The organism is Corynebacterium evansiae, from assembly GCF_027570065.1.
GTDB classification, from domain to species: Bacteria; Actinomycetota; Actinomycetes; order Mycobacteriales; family Mycobacteriaceae; genus Corynebacterium; species Corynebacterium evansiae.
The window spans coordinates 16129-32614 of sequence record NZ_JAKMUT010000004.1 but is presented as its reverse complement, the minus strand read 5'-3'; the positions used below and the strand labels follow the sequence as shown (position 1 = coordinate 32614).

Sequence of the window (16486 nt, the reverse complement as noted above, 5' to 3'; positions counted from 1 at the left end):
GCAAAAAATACGAGCGATCAGAGGGAAAGATGAACGCACCTGCCAACGACCAAAACACCCTGCCCACCATCCCCGCGGAGTTCATTCCCGCCGATGGCCGCTTCGGCTGTGGCCCGTCCAAGGTTCGCCCAGCCCAGCTGCAGGCAATCCAAGACAACGCAGCCATCCTGGGCACCTCCCACCGCCAGGCTGGCGTGAAGGACGTCGTCGGCTCCGTACGCGAGGGTCTGTCCCAGCTGTTCAACCTGCCGGAGGGCTACGAGATCGTTCTCTCCCTGGGTGGCGCCACCGCTTTCTGGGATGCCGCTTCCTTCGGCCTGATCCGCAACAAGTCCGCGCACCTGACCTACGGCGAGTTCTCCTCCAAGTTCGCCAGCGTCTCCAAGAAGGCCCCATGGCTGGACGAGCCGCAGATCGTCGCGGGCGAGCCGGGCACCGCTCCGTCCCCGAGCGAGCTGGATGGAACCGATGCCGACCTGATCGGCTGGGCGCACAACGAGACCTCCACCGGCGCAATGGTTCCGGTCACCCGCCCGAAGGCAGCTTCGGACGACACTCTGGTCGCCATCGACGCAACCTCCGGCGCCGGCGGCCTGCCCGTCGACCTCAACGAGGCCGACGTTTACTACTTCAGCCCGCAGAAGTGCTTCGCCTCTGACGGTGGCCTGTGGCTGGCAGCCTTCTCCCCTGCCGCCCTGGAGCGTGTGGAGGAGATCGCCGCTTCCGACCGCTACATCCCGGCCTTCCTGGATCTGAAGACCGCCGTGGATAACTCCCGCAAGAACCAGACCTACAACACCCCGGCCGTCGCTACCCTGCTGATGCTGGACGACCAGGTGAAGTGGATGAACGCCAACGGTGGCTTGGACGGCATGGTGGCTCGCACCACCGAGTCATCCCAGACCCTGTACAGCTGGGCGGATGCACGCGCAGAGGCCACCCCGTTCGTGCAGGATGCGAATGCCCGCTCCCTCGTTGTCGGCACCATCGACTTCGACGAGAACATCGACGCCGCCAAGATCGCCAAGATCCTGCGCGCCAACGGCATTCTGGATACCGAGCCTTACCGCAAGCTGGGCCGTAACCAGCTGCGTATCGGCATGTTCCCGGCCATCGACCCGGAGGATGTCAAGAAGCTGACCGGCGCTATCGACTTCATCCTCGACGGCGGCCACGCTGCCAAGTAAGGCACTATCCAGTTACTGTTTCGCCACCATCTAGCGACTGAATCCGCTCACCCTCCAACCGAGCTTTTAGCTAAGGTTGGAGGGTGATGTTAATAACACCGCCGTCATTTGCCGCATCATCCGTCAGGAGGCCACGTTGCAAGAGCTGAAATTTGTCGTCGCCGATAGCGATGCCTCGTCGCTCGTGCTGCGCGCCGTTGACCCCGCCGTCGGCGGCCCCATCGCCGAGTACTTTCTGCCCGTCACCGACGAGTTGCGCTCCTTTCTTAATGACGCCCCCACGGCCAGCGCGGACAGCGCTTCCGTAGAAGCCGAGGGCGATGCTCGCTCCGGGGCATCCGAAGGTTCCGACTCTGGCACCACCAGCGCGGCCAGCACCACCAGCACGTCCAGCCCTGGCGGCTCTACCGACGCCGCCACGGATCCCGCAGAGGCACACCGCGAGGAGGAGCAAGCGGCAACCCGCGCTGAAGAGGAAGCGGTGGAGGCCGAGGTGGCGTCGCTGTTCCAGGGGCGCGGACAGGACCGCCCTAACGCGCGTCCGCACCGCACCCGGATCTCCATGTCCCCGCGCGTGATCCAGGATCGCATCCGCCACGGCGCTACCGTCGCCGAACTGGCAGACGAGGCGGACACGGACGAGTCCCGCATCGAGCCCTACGCCTGGCCGATCCTGCAGGAGCGCGCACGCATCGCGGAGCTCGCGCACGCGGCGCTGCCGGTGAACGGAGACGGTGTATCGAACCAACCCCTGTGGGAGGTTCTGGCGACGGCTCTGGCGGCGCACGGGGAGTCTCTTTCGGACGCCGAGTGGGATGCCTACCAGAACTCCACCAAGCAGTGGATCGTCACCGTATCCTGGGAAAAGGACGCCGCCGGGCGCACCAATACGCACGTCGCAGAGTTCATCATCGAGCTGCGCGGCTCGGAGAAGGCGCTGGCGCACCCGCACAACAGCATCGCTGGCGACCTGGTGAACCCACGCTACGGGCAACCGGTGCGCAGCGTTTCGCCGGTGACTCCCCTGCTGCACCCAACGCAGGACCCCGAGGATCAGTACTGGGAGGACGACCAGGCCGATCAGAACCGGCAGAGCGACCGATCCGCTGGGGCTGGGGCTCCTGGGGATCCCGCCACGCAGGGCACTCCCCCCGCCGGCGACGATTCCCCTGCGGAGCGGGGCGACCGCGGCGATAATGAATTCCTAATGCACCCCGACGCAAAGGCTGCGAAGCCGAAGCGGAAGCGCAAGGCCGTCACCCCGCACTGGGAGGACGTCCTGTTGGGTGTGCGCACCAACCCCAAGAAGAAGAACTAGGCGATAGAAGGAGCCACAGCTGTGACCCTGGTGACCCTTTGGTTTGTGAATGCTGCCAACCCCAGCACCGTGGTGAACCAGGAGCATAAGGTCGACCGTGGCTTCGCCCGCAAGTACCTGGCACAGCTGAACCCGGCCTGGCCGCTGACGCACATCGGTGATTTCGACATGACCCGCAGTGCAACCCCTGGCACCGATGAGTTCTACATCGGTGGCTACCCGGGGCTATCGGTAGTGCAGACGGTAATCCCCGACCTGCGAAAGCTCTCCGAACTGCCGGAGCGCTACCGCACGCTAGTCAGTGCGGCCGACGTGTACGCCTCCTGCGTGGTGGCGGACCCGGAAACCGCGGCCTCGACGAAGCCCGGGGATGGTGGGGATCCCGCCTCCAAGGAGGTCGACGAAACCTTTGGGGGCTTCGCCCACTGGTCGGGCGGCCAGCTCAAGCGCTCTTTCTGCGCCACCCGCGAGACCGTGTTCGAGGACATCGGCCTGCCCGGTGAGTTCGAGGCCGACTACTGGGCCGGCAACACCGAGGCCAGCGGCATCCAACTGCCTTTCATCCCCGCGGAGCTGGCTGCCGCGGCCATCGAGGCCTGGCTGGGCTTTTCCGTCTCCGCCTCCGGCCCGGCGCTGCCCATTGCCGCCTTCGCCGTCGACGGTCGACCAGAGGCGAAGTCCTCCGAGTACGACGGTCTAACGCATGGACGCCCCAAGCCGGACGACATGGTCTCCGTCTACGACGACGAGCAAGGCTACGACGATTACGCCGCCCCGTCCCGCGAAAGCGAACCCAGCGGAGCCGAGGTGGCCAAGAACCTGCTGAGCTCCCTGGGCCAGGGGGCTCGCAAGGGGCTTTCCGCTGGGTTGAAGGGGCTACGCGGAGCCTCCAAAAAGATCGGCGACGAGGTGCGCCGCCGCACCGGCGGGGAGTAGCTCCCCGCTTAGCGCACCGCCTCGTAGAAGGCGATGGCAGCCGCCGTGGCCACGTTCAGCGAATCGGTTCCGCGGGTCATCGGGATGCTGGCGCGCACATCCGCGGCGCGCATGGCGTGCTCCGTCAGGCCGGGTCCCTCCGCGCCAACCATCACCGCCACCTTCTTCCCCCGTCCCCGGGCGGCCTCCGTGGCCTCACGCAGCGTGACGTCCCCCGCTGGCGTGAGCGCCACCACCTCGTATCCGCGCCTCTGCAGCAGCTCCAGATCCCGCTGCCAGGTGGTCGTCGTACCGGGGAACCTCGCCCACGGCAGGCGCAAGACGTGGCCCATGGAGACACGCACACTGCGCCGGTACAGCGGATCGGCGGTGGCCGCGCCGAACAGCACGGCATCCACGTTGAGCCCCGCTGCGTTGCGGAAAATGGAGCCGATATTCTCGTGATCCCCCACGCCCTCCAGCACGGCGATCACTCCGCTGGCTTCGGGGTTTTCCTCCAAGCGGTCCAGCACCGCCTCCACGGCGCTGGTTCCTGCGTCCCCTGTGGCAGCGCTCGTCGGCAGTCGATCCGCCGACGCGACCAGTCCCCTGTGCATATCGAAGCCCGCGACTTCCTTCAAGACCTCGCGGGAAACCTCAAACACGGAAAAGGTGGCGTCATCACCAGAAAGAGAACAAGACAGCTCCTCCTCGATCGCCCGCAGCTTCCCCGGGAACCCCACGACCGCGCGGGTCGGATAGGGGCTGGCCAGCAGGCGCGGGACGACCAAGGTGCCCTCGGCGATGATCAGCTGCTCGCCGGACTTCTTGTCGGAAGCGTTGAGGTTCCGAAAGTCATCCAGGAGCGGGTCGCGCGGGTCATCGATCCGAATGGGCGAAAAGTCGGCCATGGTTAGCCTCGCAGCAGATCCATCACCGGATCGGCGGCGAAGTAGACCACGAACATCACAGCCACCAGGTACAGCAGCGGGTGGACCTTCTTTGCACGGCCGCCAACCAGCGCCATGGCGACGTAGGTGATGAAGCCCACGCCGATGCCGTTGGCGATGGAGTAAGTAAACGGCATGACCACGATGGTCAGGAAGGCCGGCAGGGCAATGTCGAAGCGCGTGAAGTCAATGTCCTTAATCTGCGCCATCATCATCGCACCCACGATCACCAGGACCGGTGCGGCGGCCTCGATCGGCACGACCTCGTACAGCGGGGTGAAGAACATCGCCAGGATGAACAGCAGGCCGGTGACCACGTTGGCCAGGCCCGTGCGGGCGCCGTCGGCGATACCCGCCGCGGAATCCACGAACACGGTGTTCGAGGAACCGGAGACCGAGCCACCGACGATCGCGCCGCCGCCCTCGACGATCAGGGCCGTGCGCAGGTTCGGCAGGCGATCTTCCTCATCCATCAGCTGAGCCTGCTTGCCCAGCGCGGTCATGGTTCCCATAGCGTCGAAGAAGTTCGCCAACACCAGGGTGAAGATCAGCATGCAGGCAGCAAGTACGCCCACGCGGGTGAAAGCGCCGAACAGATCCACGGCGCCAACCAGGGAAAGATCCGGCATACCGCCCAGGGAATCCGGGCTCTGCGGCACCGCCAGGTTCCAGCCTGCCGGGTTCGGCTCGCCGTCAACGAAGGATGGGCCGGTGTGGGTGATTGCCTCCACGATCATGGCGATGATGGTGTTGGCGACGATACCGATGAACAGGCCACCGCGGACCTTGCGGACAACCAGGGTGCCGCAGATCAGCAGACCGATGATGAAGACGAACGTGGGCCAAGAGGCAATTGAGCCGTTAATGCCCAGGCCAACCGGGACGGTCGTGCCCGCGGCATCCGGAATGCGGCGAACGAAGCCGGAGTCCACCAAGCCGATCATCGCAATGAACAGGCCGATGCCCACGCCGATTGCCGCCTTCAGCGAGCTGGGGATCGAGTTAAACACGGCCTCGCGGAAGCCCGTGATGGCCAACAGCACAATGAGAACACCGTCAATAACCACCAGGCCCATGGCCTCCGGCCAGGTAAGCCCTTCTGTGCCGACGAAGGTGACCGCCACCAGGGTATTAATGCCCAGACCAGCGGCGATGCCGAAGGGATAGCGGGCGATGATGCCGAAGGCGATGGTCATTACGCCCGCCGCCAGGGCGGTAACCGCGGCCACGCGGGCGGTGCCCAGCTCGTCGCCGTTGATGTCCGCGCTGGTGCCCAGGATCAGCGGGTTCAGGATGATGATGTAAGCCATCGCGAAGAACGTGACCACACCACCGCGGACCTCGGTGCCCACCGTCGAGTGGCGCTCCGAGATGTGGAAAAAGCGGTCTAGGAAGCCACGATCCTGCGGTTCCCCAGTTTTTGTCTCTGCGGCCTTGGCGGCCTGTGCATCTGCCATGCGGAATTCTCCCCTACCGGTTCGGTCCGAGCGCGGAAGCTACCTCTCAGCAGAACCGTAGGCAGCCACCACAATTTGAAACGTCAAGGTATAAGTAACCACCCCGCAGGGCATTTATGCAACTATTAGGTACCCGTTCGGGGCATCCCAAGGGGGCCAGCACTGGCGCCCTATTTACTCGAAGCGAGAGAACCCCTCGTCGACGTACACGCCGTAATTATTGGTGCCCTCCCCGAGCTCCTCACCAATGGATTCCTCCACCGTCGCCGAGTGCGCCCCGCAGCCATAATCCCGCTGTACCACGCGCCCGTCGGCGGAGTACTCGTTCGCGCACACGCCCACGCCATTCTCCACGTCATCAATAGGCAGGTAGAACGCGCAGGTTTCGCACTGGAGGTCTGCCTTCTTCGCAAATTCGGAGCGCGGCCCGTAGTCCCCTTCCCGCCAGCGCTTGCGAGCTTGGCGCAGCCCCTCGTGCGAAAGGGTGTTGCCCGCCTGCGGGTTGCGCAGGAAGCCATCACCGTCCTGTAGCTTGGCCCACACGGTCAGCCGCTCGTCATCACGGCGCGGCGGGAGGGTATCGCCCGGCCCCAGGTCGCCCGGCTGCACGCGGTCCTCATAGGGCACCCACTCCGGGGCCAACGAGGCATGCTTTCCGGCCTGCAGGCTGACCTCGTTAATAGTGAGGACCCCACTGCCCGGCACCGTCACCAGCACCACGACCCACTCCCAGCCGCGGTATCCGGGCACTCGGCTGGCGTAGCGGTAAATCCCCAAACCCTCGCCGTCCGTTGCGATGCCGAGGGCCTTCCCCACCTCGTCGCCGCCTACCTCTTCCACCGCGGCGCGGGCCGTTTCCTTCGCCTGGGCCGAAAAAAGAATCGGATCTGCCTTTTTCTTCTTACTCACCTGAACCATTATGCCTGCCGCCCACTCGCTGTGATGCATGATGGTTGCATGTTCTCTTATCGACGCCACCCTCACGCATCCCTCCCCCAGCCTCGAAAGGGGCGGGTTACTTCCCAGGTGCTCGCAGCTGTAGGAGCTGCGGCTGTGGCGTGTGCGTTATCGGCGTGTGGTGCGGACGACGGGGCGTCACCAATAAAACCAGGAACAACAGCGAAAGAGTACGGCGATGCGCCGATGCTCGAGGTCACGGTGGATGAGGTACACCCGTGGGACGAGGGTGCGTTTACCCAGGGGCTAGAGACGGCCGACGATGGGCGGCTGCTGGTCGGCACGGGGTTGTACGGCGAATCGCAGATCTACTACACGGACTTGGAAGGCGAAAAGTCGGACGAACAGAGCCTCAGTGAGGACCTGTTCGGCGAGGGCGTGGCGATTCACGGCGATACGGCGTGGCAGCTGACGTGGAAGGAACACACCGCGATCAAGCGCGATGCCCGCACGCTCGAGGAAGTGGACCGGGCCGACTACGAGACAGAGGGCTGGGGCCTGTGTTCGCAGCAGGATCGGCTGGTGATGAGCGACGGCACGGGAACACTGACCTTCCGCGATCCCGAGACATTTGCCAAGACCGGTTCCGTGGAGGTGGAGGGCACCGACCAGCTCAACGAGCTGGAGTGCACCGCCGACGGAAAGGTATGGGCCAACGTGTGGCAGACCGATACGATCCTGGAGATTGACCCGGAGGACGGGAAGGTCACGCATGTCGTGGACACCGCCGGGTTATTCCCCGCGGCACAGCGAGACGGCGCGGACGTGCTGAATGGCATTGCTGTGGTGCCGGGCAGTTCCCCGAGTGATCGGCGTTTCTACCTGACCGGCAAGCTGTGGGACGAGATGTACGAGGTGCGCTTCAAGGAGCCGGAGGGTTAGGGCTTGTCCGGCCAGTGAATTAGGATCGGGAGGCGTGAGCGAGCAAGAGAAAACCAGTCCAAAGCTTTCTGCCAAGCCCGCGCCGAAGCTTTCCAAGAAGCAGCAGCGCAAGCGCGCCCAGCGCAAGCAACTGATGACGATGGGGGCAATCGTCGCCCTCGTGGTGGTGGTCATCGGCGGCGTGCTGCTTTACAACCGCTGGCAGGACGGGAAGGTCGAAACGCTGCCGCAGGATCAACGCATCACCGCTGTGGTCGATGGTGAGGAGCACGAGATCGCACCTTACTCTGTCTGCGAGCTGGATGATCCGGACTGTGAGCCCTCTGAGCCCTACAAGCTGCAGGTAGGGGACGCCAAGAAAGTAACGATCAAGCCGCCGGAGGATGTGTACGACCACGACTGGTCTCTGCTGCAGATCTTCGACGAGCCGGGCGCTAACCAGGACAACTACTACAAGGGCTACGAGCGTGAAGAAGTCACGCTGGACCTTGAGGCTTCCATGAAGGCCGATGATGGCAGCACCCCTCAGCTAAAGGTCTTGGAGCTGCACTCTATGCTGGTCGGCTTGGACGACAACGACGAGCAAACCCCCTACGCAACCATCTGGTCGATCGAGATCGCCCAGTAGCTCCCTTTGCTTAGGGGGAGCTCCCTGTCTTTAGGGGGGTGCGAGGGGGTTTGTCTGAATGAAGTGCGGGGTGCGACCGCTAGTTGTCGAGCTCGCGCGCGATGGTGCGCAGGATCTCCGCCACCTGGCGGGCCTCCTTGCGCTCTGGGCGGCGACCGGACTGCAGCACCGGCAGCACACTGCTATCTAGCAGTGTGATCGTATCCTGCACCATCTGGTGGAGCTGCTCGGGGTTGTACTTGTGCTGCGCACGGCGGGGGCCATTGTCCAGCACCGTCATGGTGTGAACCTGCGGTCCACGGCGGCCAGCGATGAACTCGTACTCGATGCGCTGACCCTTGACCAGTTCGGTGACGCCGTCGGGCAGCACCTGGGAACCGACGTAGACGTCCTCATCCCCAGGGTTGCTGACGAAGCCGTAGCCGCGGTCTGCGTCGTACCACTTCACTTTTCCGGTTGGCATGGGATCACCCTATTCCTTGATGTCAATAGAATGACCTAGGTTAGCGAGAATGCAAGGGTAGAGCAAATCCCACTCGCTAATCACATAAGCCACAGGCGTTACAGCCCAAATGTGATCTTCCTCACATTACAAAACTGTAACGAAATGGATTCATTCCTATAAATTCCAGGTCAATAAGCGTTTCGAAAACCCGCCTTAACGTTGTATAAGTTTCGAATCTTGCAAGAAACGTGACACAAACGTGACAAACCAGTACGGTAGCCCATGACCTTAAGGCGAACGAGCAAACGGCTCGACGTCACAAAAGCAAGAAGATCACTGAACTTAGAGGATCGAAGAGATCCGAAAAGACCAAGAGATCTTCGAGAGATAACGAAACAAAAGGCGCCATAGCTAAGACAAGGCGCCCGAAGGGAAACTCAGCAAACATGGCACGTCACGCAAAGACCAGCTCTTTCACCACCGCAGCCCGCCTGTCTGTCGCAGGCGTAGCAGTTGCAGCTACCTCTGCACTGCTGGCACCGACCGCTTCCGCGGCACCGGATTCCGACTGGGATCGCCTGGCTCAGTGCGAGTCCGGCGGCAACTGGTCCATCAACACCGGCAACGGCTACCACGGCGGCCTGCAGTTCAGCCCGTCCACCTGGGCTGGCTACGGCGGCAAGCAGTACGCACCTTACGCATACCAGGCCACTCGTGAGCAGCAGATCGCCGTCGCAGAGCGCGTTCTGGCTGGCCAGGGTTGGGGCGCATGGCCGGCTTGCTCCGCCAAGCTGGGCCTGAACTCCAAGCCAACCCCGCGCAACGTTGCAGCTAAGCCGAAGGCTAAGCCGGCCGCACCGGCTCCGGTTGTACAGCAGGCCGCCCGCGACCTGTCCCGCAACTCCAATGCTCTGGCTGTGGACAAGTTCTACGATGAACTGGTGAAGCGCATCGAGGCGCGCGGCTTCTCCGTACCGAAGGAAGTCACCGACTACTACAACGCCAACAAGCACTCCCTGAACCACACCTACAAGCAGTACTCCGCTCAGCTGCAGGCTGTTCTGCCTCACTAAGAGCAGGTCTGGCTAAGAACCGGGTCGGCGCGCAACAGCGTGCCAGCCCGGTTTTTTCGTGGCCGCTGGCTAGGCGCTCCGATGAGAAGCCATGAGGGGCAAACAAGGCAAACCAGGGTTAATTAAAGAAAAGGTGGCGCGCTTCCCCATATGGGGAGGCGCACCACCTTACTAGTTTGCTAGTTCAGTTACTTGTTAATAACGGTGAACGAGTGCACGTACGGAAGCTCGGAAGCATCGACGGGGAACTCGATGTCACCGTAGGGGCTCAGAGCACCCGCGGTATCAGCCACCAGCTCGGTAACAGCGTGACGGCCCTCTGGAATATCGGTCGGCCAGCCTGCGTCGACATAGCCCTTCTTCTCAACGTTAGCCATAGTTGTATCTTTGCACATCGCAAGGGAAAAGGACACACGAAGTGCTGATTTCCACCCACATCCCCACCCGTTCCGCCGCATTTCCCCACGTCCCAAACCGCCACTCGGCCACTCTCCGCCTAGGCCACGCCATGTACCGCATCCCAAAAACGCTAAGTTTCCAGCTAAAATAGGGCGATTATGCATCACAACTCCGCGAACTCCACCGCTGATGGCGGCTCCCCTGCCTCTCTCCGCAGCGAGTTTCCCTCCTACGGGGACTGGCTGTTCGCACAGACGGATGAAGCGCTCGCGGACCTGCTCACTCGCCTGCTGGCATCGAACCCCGCAACGTTCGTGGAGAACCTCACCGGCAGCAATGCCGCGCTCGATAACCTCTCCGCTGCCGTTGCCACCCCCGGACGTAGCCGCCACTCGGAGTTATTCGCTGATTCCCCCGACCCGGCTCTGCTCCACCTGAACACCCTCGAGCTTGCCGTCTGCCATGCAGCTTGTGAACTCGATGCGGTTCATCACCCACGCACGGTGGCGGAGCTGATCGACATGCTTGGCGAGCTGTTCGACATCGCCGGCACGCCAGCTACGCAACGCCCGAGCGAGGACGAGGTCCGCGCTGCCGTGAAATCCCTCTGCCACTGGGGCTTGGTGTTCGGGCCGGACTTCGCTCTCCCCCACCCGGAGCTGCCTGGCACGCAAACCCCGCTGAAGATTCCGCCCCATCTGCCCCGCATGTTCGAGCCCTCCACGGAGCAGCTCTGGCGGCTGGTCGATTCCACCCGCTGTTCCATCCCCACCAGTGAACTTCCGCAGATCGTGGACGAACTCCCACCCCGCCAGCGCCGCCTGCTTTCCACCTTGGCCAACGGAGGCGGCGTGGGACATTCAACCTCCCTACACGAGGGCGCGGACCCCTCTAAGCCCCTGCCCACCCTGGTGCGCCGGGGAATTTTGGACCAGTTGGACGATACGACGGCTCGCTTGACGGGTCGCGTGCAACAGCTGCTACGTGGCACGCTGATCGCCGATCCAGGTGGGCACTTCACCGCCTTCACCCCCTCCACCGCCACCGACTCCACTGTCCCCACCGACCGCACCACCAACTCCCGTGCCGATGACGCTGGCGCGGCCCAGGCCGTCCAGCTCATCCAGGACCTCGGCCACCTCATCGAGGATCTCGGCCGCAACCCGATCGTCCCACTTTCCTCCGGCGGCATCGGCACCCGCGAGGTCAACAAGGTCGCCCGCCGTCGCGACGAGCCCGCCGAGACCACCCTGCATCTGCTGACGTGGCTCGCCCACTCGAACCTCATCGGCCGCGGCCGCGCCACTCCCACCCCGGCCGGCCAGCCCGCGCGCGACTACTGGGCGCCTACGGAGCTCGCTCTCGACTTCCTGGAAGCCTCCCCCGCCACCGCCTGGGCGATCCTGCTGCTCGGCTGGGCCGGCAGCGCCTACGCACCGTGGCTCGTCGACGAGCCCGACGTCCGCCCCTTCGAGGCCGGCACAGCATCCCACGCCGCCCGCGGTCTACGTCGAACCTTCCCGTCACTGTTCGGTGATATTGGCTCTTTTGCTAGTGACGCCCCTACGCCCCAGCCAGCCGAAATTCAGCGAGAACTCTGGCGCGTGCGGCCCGGCGAGGCCTGGCGCACCACGCACACCGCCTGGGGTGCGGTGTGGGAGGAGGCTAAAGAGGTCGGCGTGTTGGCGTCATTAAGAAGAGACACCGTGCCCACCCGGGCGATGGGCGCACTGCGCGACGTGCTGAGCGGCAGCACACACCCCGCTGGAAACCCCGTGGCGGATCTGGCCGACGCGCTGGCGGAGATCCTGCCCGCGCCGGTGGAGCAGCTGATTGTGCAGGCAGACCACACGATCATGGCGCCGGGGCTGCTGCGTCCAGCCGATCAGGCGATGCTGGCGAAATTCAGTGATCAGGAATCCGGCGGTATGGCCAGTGTCTGGCGAATGTCCAAGGAATCGGTGGAGCGGGCGCTTCGGGCGGGGCTGGGCGCCGCCGAGGTCGAGGCATTTCTGGAGGCCCGCGCGTTGGGCGGTGCGGAATACGTCCCGCAGGCGCTGCGCTACATGCTCCACGACGCGGAACGCAGCCTCTCGCAGGCGACGGCCGGGGTGGCGCAGATGTACCTGAGCGTGGCGGACCCCGAGGCGCTGGACCGGATCCTGGCACTGCCGGACATTGACGGCCTGCGGCTGCGGAAGATCGCGCCCACGGTGGCGGTATCCGCAGCACAGCTATCTTTTGTGACAGATCGGCTAGAGGCGATGGGCGTGCAGCTGCGCTTGGAGGGCGGGCAGGCACACGCGGATGCCCCAGTGCTTTCGCGGGTGGCCACGCCCCCGCGCGAGGGACTACGCGCAACCTTGCACTCGAGCCCGCACTCAGGAGCAGATGAGGGCGCAGGTGCGGACTCCCAAGTGATTGCCAGCGCCATCGAGGGCTTTCGTCGTAGCCACAACAACGCAGATCGGGCCGACGCAAGCACTACGGGCACAGGGGCAGGCCAGCACGGCAATACCCGCGTGGTGCACACCGCCGAGGAGATGATGGCCGCGATCTCGCGGGCGTATTCCGCCGGCACCATCGTGCGGATTAGCTATGTAAACAACGAAGGCAAGCAAACCAGCGACCAGGTCTCAATCGTCATGATTCGCCCGTCCACCATCGCTGTGGTCTCCGAGATCAGTGGCGAAAGCTTCACCGTGCAGCCACACCGCCTCAGCAGCGTCGAATACTAGCGCGCCACAGCAGGCTGCTGCGGGCGGCTACTGTGCGACTACAGTAGAGGTTTGTCCTAAAAACAAGACCAACCCAGAACAAACTAGAGCAACCCCAACCCCCTTGTGAGGAGCATCCAGCTAGTGAGCATCGGCACCGGCCCCCTGATCGTCCAATCGGACAAGACAGTGCTGCTGGAAATCGACCACGAACAGGCACAAGAGGCGCGCACCGCGCTGGCACCGTTCGCGGAGCTGGAGCGCGCGCCGGAGCACGTGCACACCTACCGCATCACCCCGCTGGCGCTGTGGAACGCCCGCGCGGCAGGGCACGACGCGGAACAGGTCATGGACGTGCTGGAAACTTACTCGCGGTTCCCCGTCCCGCAGCCGCTGCTGATTGATATTGCCGACACGATGGATCGCTACGGGCGGCTGAAGCTCATCAAACACCCGGCCCACGGGCTCGTACTGGAGACGACGGACAGGGCTGTGCTGACGGAGATCCGGCGTCACAAAAAGATCAAGCCCATGTTGGGCGCAGAGATCGACGAAGACTCGATCGTTGTGCACCCTTCCGAGCGCGGCAGGCTCAAGCAGGAACTGCTGAAGGTCGGCTGGCCCGCAGAGGACCTGGCGGGATACGTCGACGGCGAGGCACACCCCATCGAGCTGTCGCAGGAACACGAAGAATGGCAGCTCCGCGACTACCAGGAGATGGCGGCCGAGAGCTTCTGGGAAGGCGGCTCGGGCGTGGTAGTGCTGCCATGTGGTGCGGGCAAGACGATGGTCGGTGCGGCTTCGATGGCCAAGGCGAAGGCCACCACGCTGATCCTGGTGACGAACACCGTCGCGGGCAGGCAGTGGAAAGACGAGCTGGTGCGCCGCACCTCCCTGACGGAGGATGAGATCGGCGAGTACTCCGGGGAGAAGAAGGAGATCCGCCCCGTAACCATCGCTACTTACCAGGTGGTTACGCGCAAGTCGAAGGGTGAATACAGGGCGCTAGAACTGTTCGACTCCCGCGACTGGGGCTTGATCATCTACGACGAGGTGCACCTGCTGCCCGCCCCGGTGTTCCGCATGACCTCCGACCTGCAGTCTCGCCGCCGTCTGGGGCTGACTGCCACCCTGGTGCGCGAGGACGGCCGCGAAGGCGACGTCTTCAGCCTAATCGGGCCGAAGCGCTATGACGCCCCATGGAAGGACATCGAGGCCTTCCTGGATCGCATGTCCCCCGGCGGTCTCTCGTCCGTTCCCCAGTCCCTGCGGTATTTGATTGACGACGCCACCAGGGCATTCCAGCAGGGCTCCGCCACCGAACCCCACTCGGCTCGTGTCCCGTCTCGCGTGGATACTCCCCAGCGCAACATCATGGACATCACTGGGGACTCCACCGAGATCGCCTCGGAGATCGACGGCGCCGTGGAGGGTTTTCGCCGCGCCCACGACCAGGCCATCGCCGTGGACCCGGCGGACGGCACGAAGGCCTCGGACACCCGGACCTTCCGCTCGCCGCGGGAGATCATGTCCGAGCTGCGCCGCGCCTATACCGCGGGCACACAGGTGCGCCTGCACTACGTGGACTATGCGGGTGCCACCAGCCATGACTGGATCTCCATCGTGATGATGACCCCCTCCACCATCTCCGCGGTGCTCGAATCCACCGGGGAGAGCCTCACGATCCAACCCCACCGCATCGCTGCGGTGGACGTGCCGTGCTAGAGGTTATGACGCAAGTTTATTGAATTCCAGAGAATTTCTGAACATCCGGCGAGCGAAGGAAACGCCCGGCCATTTCCACAGCTGGCTGAGAAGAATCTCCTTCGATTACAAGGGACGCAATCGCCAATTCCCCTGTCGTTCCAGCGAACCAGCCATTGGAAAGCTTGCCATCAATTTCTGCTGTACCAGTCTTTCCGCCAAGTGCACTAAGATCACTCAACGACCTAGCTGAACCGTGGTCAATTGTTGATTTCATCATCGTCCGGAGGCTTTGAATAGTTGTATCGCTGACATGCTGGTCTGCCTGTTTATTCACTACTGTCTGTTCGCCTTGAATGAGCTGTGGAGGAACAAGCAAGCCGCCGTTAGCGACAGTCGATTGCATGAGCGCAATCCCAAATGGACTAGCTAGAACCTCGCCCTGTCCAATAGAAGCCTCCACACGAGGAGGTCCAGCCGGTGTCCGCGGCACCGAACCAGTAAGTGTGGTCATCCCTGGTACGTCGAAGTCGGAGCCAATTCCGAGTTCTAAAGCAGTCCGTTGCAGATCATCTTCTCCCAAACGATCCGAAATGACCGCTTGGGTTGTGTTACATGATTGGGCGAAAGCTTCTTCCAGTCGAACGCTACCTAGATCGAAGTCATGATCGTTGGGAATCTTGCGTCCAGCGACGGTGATATTGCTAGGACAAGGTAGTTCCTCATCCATGCTGACTACCCCTGCCTCTAGTGCCGCCGCTGTGGTCACAGTTTTGAACGTCGATCCCGGTGGGAATAGCCCGGTGAGTGCGATTGGCCCTTGGTTATTTGCCTTGTCATTTTGTGCAACGGCAAGGACACCTCCTGTTCTAGGATTGAGCACGACTAGAACTGCGGCACGTTGCTCACTGTCCACTGCTTGTTTTGCTGCGCTTTGCAGTGTGTTATCCAGAGTGGTTGCGATTGGCTGAACTCGGCGAGGCGGCTCAGAGGCTACCGTCGTCATACCTTGTGAACTCTCAGCGCGTATCGACCATCCTGAATTAGCATCGAGCACTGACTCCCAATATTTGTTCAATTCAGCATCCAGCGGAGAGTTAAGAGTTTTGGACACGCTTAAGAGACGCCCCTGCTCCACAGTGGAAATTCCCTCAAAGGTCCTAAGTTGCTCTTGTATCTTCCGGAATTCTTCCTGCCTCAAAGTGAGGAGCACGGTGTCTTCATCCTGAGACTCTCCCAAGGTCTGCTCGATCCACTCCTTAGTCGTTGTGGGAGACACTGGTGCAAAAATCTGGGCCAATTCCTGCGCTCTAGAGGCTATGTCTTTGCGACCTCGTACCTGAATAACTTTCGTCCAGGTCATATATTCATTGCCCAAGCGATCTTTAATTGGAAGATCGTACTGTTTATCTTCAGCAAAAAAGAGTGCGGAATCATCGCTCAACTGAGCTTCGAAGATCGAAGGCAACCATTGAGGCTTACCATCCTGTCCACTAAGGACGAGCCGACCATTGCTCTCCAACTCCACACCATCTTTGGACCAAGTCACATGAGTATTCTGCTTTCCATTGGAAATATCAGATTTTTCGATGTTGACCTTCACACCATGTAGTGACTGCCGAAATTCATGAAGGGCGCGCTCCGGGTCTGGATGATCCAGATACCGTGCAGCCTTGCTGTCATCTCCCGCGTTGAAAGCTTTGAGAAATACGTCTGAGTCTGATTCCCACGGTAGAGCTGAACAGCTGCTCAACATCACTGCGGAGAGCGAACAGAGTGCAATCACCGACTGACGGAAACGATTGTGCTTAGTCATCATGGGAGTGACGTTAAGTGAGACGCATTGGATGCCAC

The 16486-nt window shown here is 62.6% G+C and carries 14 protein-coding genes; 8 read left to right on the top strand and 6 right to left on the bottom strand.

Features of this window, described 5'->3' with window-relative positions:
- The first annotated feature begins 29 nt into the window (after window positions 1–29).
- From serC to L8V00_RS05330, 3 genes are all read left to right on the top strand, one after another.
- Entirely contained in the window at window positions 30–1187 is a 1158-nt protein-coding gene (gene serC, locus L8V00_RS05340; RefSeq protein ID WP_269944426.1) for a phosphoserine transaminase, read from the top strand.
- 136 nt (window positions 1188–1323) lie between these two features.
- On the top strand, window positions 1324–2505 hold the full coding sequence (gene sepH, locus L8V00_RS05335; protein WP_269944425.1) for a septation protein SepH: 1182 nt from the start codon (window positions 1324–1326) through the stop codon (window positions 2503–2505).
- Between the two features lie 21 nt (window positions 2506–2526).
- A complete protein-coding gene (locus tag L8V00_RS05330) occupies window positions 2527–3441 on the top strand; it encodes a DUF6928 family protein (RefSeq protein WP_269944424.1) in 915 nt (304 codons plus the stop codon).
- A gap of 8 nt (window positions 3442–3449) precedes the next feature.
- Here L8V00_RS05330 and L8V00_RS05325 read toward each other — a convergent pair whose 3' ends face one another.
- From L8V00_RS05325 to L8V00_RS05315, 3 genes are all read right to left on the bottom strand, one after another.
- On the bottom strand, window positions 3450–4331 hold the full coding sequence (locus L8V00_RS05325) for a TrmH family RNA methyltransferase (protein ID WP_269944423.1): 882 nt from the start codon (window positions 4329–4331) through the stop codon (window positions 3450–3452).
- Between the two features lie 2 nt (window positions 4332–4333).
- Window positions 4334–5827: an NCS2 family permease gene (locus tag L8V00_RS05320; RefSeq protein ID WP_269944422.1), complete on the bottom strand. Its 1494-nt coding sequence runs from the start codon at window positions 5825–5827 to the stop codon at window positions 4334–4336.
- 174 nt (window positions 5828–6001) lie between these two features.
- On the bottom strand, window positions 6002–6745 hold the full coding sequence (locus tag L8V00_RS05315; RefSeq protein ID WP_269944421.1) for a DUF3027 domain-containing protein: 744 nt from the start codon (window positions 6743–6745) through the stop codon (window positions 6002–6004).
- A gap of 135 nt (window positions 6746–6880) precedes the next feature.
- On the opposite strand from L8V00_RS05315, the gene L8V00_RS05310 reads away from it, so the two are divergent.
- Window positions 6881–7666 carry a glutaminyl-peptide cyclotransferase gene (locus tag L8V00_RS05310; protein WP_269944420.1) on the top strand — a complete coding sequence of 262 codons (786 nt, stop codon included), beginning with the start codon at window positions 6881–6883 and terminating at the stop codon, window positions 7664–7666.
- A 34-nt stretch (window positions 7667–7700) separates the two neighbouring features.
- Window positions 7701–8294 carry a DUF2771 domain-containing protein gene (locus L8V00_RS05305; protein WP_049049620.1) on the top strand — a complete coding sequence of 198 codons (594 nt, stop codon included), beginning with the start codon at window positions 7701–7703 and terminating at the stop codon, window positions 8292–8294.
- A 79-nt stretch (window positions 8295–8373) separates the two neighbouring features.
- Here the strand turns inward: L8V00_RS05305 and L8V00_RS05300 are convergent, their stop codons facing one another.
- Window positions 8374–8757: a cold-shock protein gene (locus tag L8V00_RS05300; protein ID WP_034986981.1), complete on the bottom strand. Its 384-nt coding sequence runs from the start codon at window positions 8755–8757 to the stop codon at window positions 8374–8376.
- Between the two features lie 428 nt (window positions 8758–9185).
- Here L8V00_RS05300 and L8V00_RS05295 point away from each other — a divergent pair, with 428 nt between their 5' ends.
- Window positions 9186–9812, top strand: a complete 627-nt coding sequence (locus L8V00_RS05295; protein ID WP_035005122.1) for a resuscitation-promoting factor Rpf1 domain-containing protein — start codon at window positions 9186–9188, stop codon at window positions 9810–9812.
- A gap of 188 nt (window positions 9813–10000) precedes the next feature.
- Here L8V00_RS05295 and L8V00_RS05290 read toward each other — a convergent pair whose 3' ends face one another.
- Entirely contained in the window at window positions 10001–10189 is a 189-nt protein-coding gene (locus L8V00_RS05290; protein WP_005294448.1) for a hypothetical protein, read from the bottom strand.
- Window positions 10190–10369: 180 nt separating this feature from the next.
- Here L8V00_RS05290 and L8V00_RS05285 point away from each other — a divergent pair, with 180 nt between their 5' ends.
- Window positions 10370–12949: a helicase-associated domain-containing protein gene (locus L8V00_RS05285; RefSeq protein ID WP_269944419.1), complete on the top strand. Its 2580-nt coding sequence runs from the start codon at window positions 10370–10372 to the stop codon at window positions 12947–12949.
- A gap of 123 nt (window positions 12950–13072) precedes the next feature.
- Window positions 13073–14653, top strand: a complete 1581-nt coding sequence (locus L8V00_RS05280) for a helicase-associated domain-containing protein (RefSeq protein ID WP_269944418.1) — start codon at window positions 13073–13075, stop codon at window positions 14651–14653.
- Window positions 14654–14669: 16 nt separating this feature from the next.
- Here the strand turns inward: L8V00_RS05280 and pbp2m are convergent, their stop codons facing one another.
- Window positions 14670–16451, bottom strand: coding sequence for a penicillin-binding protein PBP2M (gene pbp2m / locus L8V00_RS05275; protein ID WP_011273099.1), 1782 nt, complete (start codon window positions 16449–16451; stop codon window positions 14670–14672).
- Between the last annotated feature and the right edge of the window lie 35 nt (window positions 16452–16486).

What these genes read in the sequence shown, in the direction of transcription:
- serC (WP_269944426.1), top strand. Translation starts at nt 30, where the DNA reads ATGAACGCACCTGCCAACGACCAAAACACCCTGCCCACCATCCCCGCG.
- L8V00_RS05325 (WP_269944423.1), bottom strand. Translation starts at nt 4,331, where the DNA reads ATGGCCGACTTTTCGCCCATTCGGATCGATGACCCGCGCGACCCGCTC.
- L8V00_RS05320 (WP_269944422.1), bottom strand. Translation starts at nt 5,827, where the DNA reads ATGGCAGATGCACAGGCCGCCAAGGCCGCAGAGACAAAAACTGGGGAA.
- L8V00_RS05315 (WP_269944421.1), bottom strand. Translation starts at nt 6,745, where the DNA reads ATGGTTCAGGTGAGTAAGAAGAAAAAGGCAGATCCGATTCTTTTTTCG.
- L8V00_RS05300 (WP_034986981.1), bottom strand. Translation starts at nt 8,757, where the DNA reads ATGCCAACCGGAAAAGTGAAGTGGTACGACGCAGACCGCGGCTACGGC.
- L8V00_RS05295 (WP_035005122.1), top strand. Translation starts at nt 9,186, where the DNA reads ATGGCACGTCACGCAAAGACCAGCTCTTTCACCACCGCAGCCCGCCTG.
- L8V00_RS05290 (WP_005294448.1), bottom strand. Translation starts at nt 10,189, where the DNA reads ATGGCTAACGTTGAGAAGAAGGGCTATGTCGACGCAGGCTGGCCGACC.
- L8V00_RS05285 (WP_269944419.1), top strand. Translation starts at nt 10,370, where the DNA reads ATGCATCACAACTCCGCGAACTCCACCGCTGATGGCGGCTCCCCTGCC.
- pbp2m (WP_011273099.1), bottom strand. Translation starts at nt 16,451, where the DNA reads ATGATGACTAAGCACAATCGTTTCCGTCAGTCGGTGATTGCACTCTGT.